We start from the raw sequence: 2,852 nt of genomic DNA, 5'->3' as shown, positions 1-2,852 counted from the left end.
CGGTTCGCCCGACCGTCCAACTCCCGATACGTCAACTCCACGCCGCCGCACACCACCGCCACCGCATCCGGCGTCGCCGCCACCTGCACCGCGAAGGCCTGCGGCACCGGGACGGCGCCCACCTCACGGGCTGTCGCGTTGCCCCGCTCCAGCAGCCGGTGGCGCTCGTCCGCGTCGAGGAGGTCGATCCGTCCGATCGGCTGCTCCGGATCGGCGGTGACCGTCTCCAGCAGGAGCGTCCACCGCCGGGCGAGGGCGGCGACCGTCGACCGGTCGAACAGGTCGGTGGCGTACTCCACCATGCCGACGATCCCGGCCGGGCTGCCGTCCGGACCGAACTGCTCGGCGAGGCTGATGCCGAGGTCGAACTTGGCGGTGCCGGTGGCCACCGCGAAGGTGGCCACGTCCAGACCGGGCAACGCGAACCGGCCCATCGGCGCGTTCTGCACGGCCAGGATGGTCTGGAACAGCGGGTGGTGCGACAGCGACCGGGACGGGTTCAACACCTCCACCAGATGCTCGAACGGCACGTCCTGGTGCGCGAACGCCTCCAGCGCCGTCTCCCGCACCCGCCCCAGCAGCTCCACGAACGACGGATCACCGCTGGTGTCCGTCCGCAGCACCAACGTGTTGACGAAGAACCCGACCAGCTCGTCCAGCGCCTCGTCCGTACGCCCCGCGATCGGACTCCCGATCGGAACGTCCGTCCCCGCACCCAACCGCGTGTACAACGCGGCAAGGCCCGCCTGCAGCACCATGAACAGACTGGTGCCGGTACGCCGCGCCAACTCCGCCAGCGCCGCGTGCAGTTCGGGGCTCAGCTGCAGGCCGACGTGGTCCCCTCGCCAGCCCGCGACGGCCGGCCGCGGCCGGTCGACGGGCAGCGGGAGCAGCTCCGGCATGCCGGCCAACTGGCGCTTCCAGTAGTCGAGCTGTTCGGCGAACCGGCTCTCCGGGTCGGATGCGTCACCGAGCAGGTCGCGCTGCCACAGCGTGTAGTCGGTGTACTGCACCGGCAGGAGCGACCAGCCCGGCGAGCGGCCCTCGCACCGGGCGGCGTACGCCTCGGCCAGGTCGCGGGCCAGCGGCCCGGTGGACCAGCCGTCACCGGCGATGTGGTGCATCACCAGCAGCAGCACGTGCTCCTCCGGCGCGACCGCGAACAGCTCGGCCCGCAACGGGGGTTCCGCCGCCAGGTCGAAGGGCTGCCGGGCGGACTCGGTGAGCCGCTCCGTCAGCTCGGCCTCCGACACCTCGGTCAGCCGCGCCCGGGGCCGGGCCGCACCGGGGGGCAGGACAAGCTGGCACGGTACGCCGTCGACCTCCGGGAAGACCGTCCGCAGGCTCTCGTGCCGGGCCACCACGTCGGCCAGTGCCTCGTCCAGTGCCGCCCGGTCGAGCGTCCCGGTCAGTCGGAGCGCCAGCGGAATGTGGTAGGTCGCGGTGGCGCCGTCCATGCGGTGCAGGAACCAGAGCCGGCGCTGGGCGAAGGAGAGCGGCACAGCCTCGGGCCGCTCGTGCGCGGTCAGCGCCGGGCGGGCGCGGCCCGCCTCGCTCAGCGCCGCGGCCAGGCCCGCCACGGTGGGCGCCTGGAAGAGCGCGCGCAGCCCCAGTTCCACACCGAGCACCGACCGCACCCGCGCGGCCAGCCGGGTGGCGAGCAGCGAGTGCCCGCCCAGCTCGAAGAAGTCGTCGTCGACCCCGACCCTCGCCAGCCCGAGCACCTCCGCGAACAGCCCGCACAGGATCTGCTCCTGCGGCGTGCGCGGTGCCCGGCCCGCCTCCGTGGTCACCGACTCGGGCGCGGGCAGTGCCGCCCGGTCCAGCTTCCCGTTCGGGGTCACCGGCAGCGCGTCCAGCACCACGAAGACGGCCGGCACCAGGTAGTCCGGCAGGCGCTCGCGCAGGTGCGCCGCCAGCTCGGCAGGGCGAACCGCCGCCTCGGGACGCACGGCCACGTAGCCGATGAGCCTCTCGTCCAGGGCGAGGACGGCGGCCCGGGCGACGGCCGGGTGCTCGGCCAGGGCCGACTCGACCTCGCCGGGCTCGACCCGGAACCCGCGCACCTTGACCTGCTGGTCGGCGCGGCCGACGTACTCCAGCTGACTGCCCCCAACACGCCGGCGCACCAGGTCACCGGTGCGGTACATGCGCTCCCCGTCCGCGCCGAACGGACAGGCGACGAACCGTCCGGCCGTCAGACCGGGCCGGTTCAGGTAGCCGCGCGCCAGACCCGGCCCCGCGACGTACAGCTCCCCCGCCACGCCCGGCGGCACCGGCCGCAGCCACTCGTCCAGCACGTACGCCCGGAAGCCCGCGACCGGTCGGCCGATCGGCGGCACACCGGCCGACGGCGACAGCGGGTCGCTCATCGTCGCGCACACGGTCGTCTCCGTCGGACCGTACGCGTTGACCATCCGGCGTCCGGGCGCCCACCGGGCCACCAGCTCCGGCGGGCACGCCTCACCCGCCACCACCAGCGTGGTGGCCGTGAGCTCGGCGCCGTCCAGCGCGGCCAGGGCCGAGGGCGGCAGCGTCACATGGGTGACGTCGAGCCGGCGGTCCGTCAGGGCCTCCAGCGGGGCCTCGGCCGGGGCCAGGACGAGGGCGGCACCGGTCAGCAGGGCACTGCACAGGTCCCAGAAGGACGCGTCGAAGCTGGGCGAGGCGAACTGGAGCACCCGGCTGCCGGGTGCCACACCGAGCCGCTCGACCTGCGCCGCCACCAGGCCCGACACGCCGGTGTGGCTCACCGCCACGCCCTTGGGGCGGCCGGTCGAGCCCGAGGTGTAGATCACGTACGCCGGGTGCCGGACGTCCAGCACGATCTCCGGATCGGTCTGCGGCCAGTC

The 2,852-nt window shown here is 74.3% G+C and carries 1 protein-coding gene; it reads right to left on the bottom strand.

Annotation, left to right across the window (positions count from 1 at the left end; translation table 11 throughout):
- On the bottom strand, positions 1-2,852 hold a 2,852-nt coding region (locus tag ACZ5WK_RS40190), incomplete at both ends, for an amino acid adenylation domain-containing protein (protein WP_465555517.1).

It is taken from the genome of Kitasatospora sp. NPDC032757 (assembly GCF_055579305.1).
This window is presented reverse-complemented; position numbering and strand designations above follow the sequence as displayed.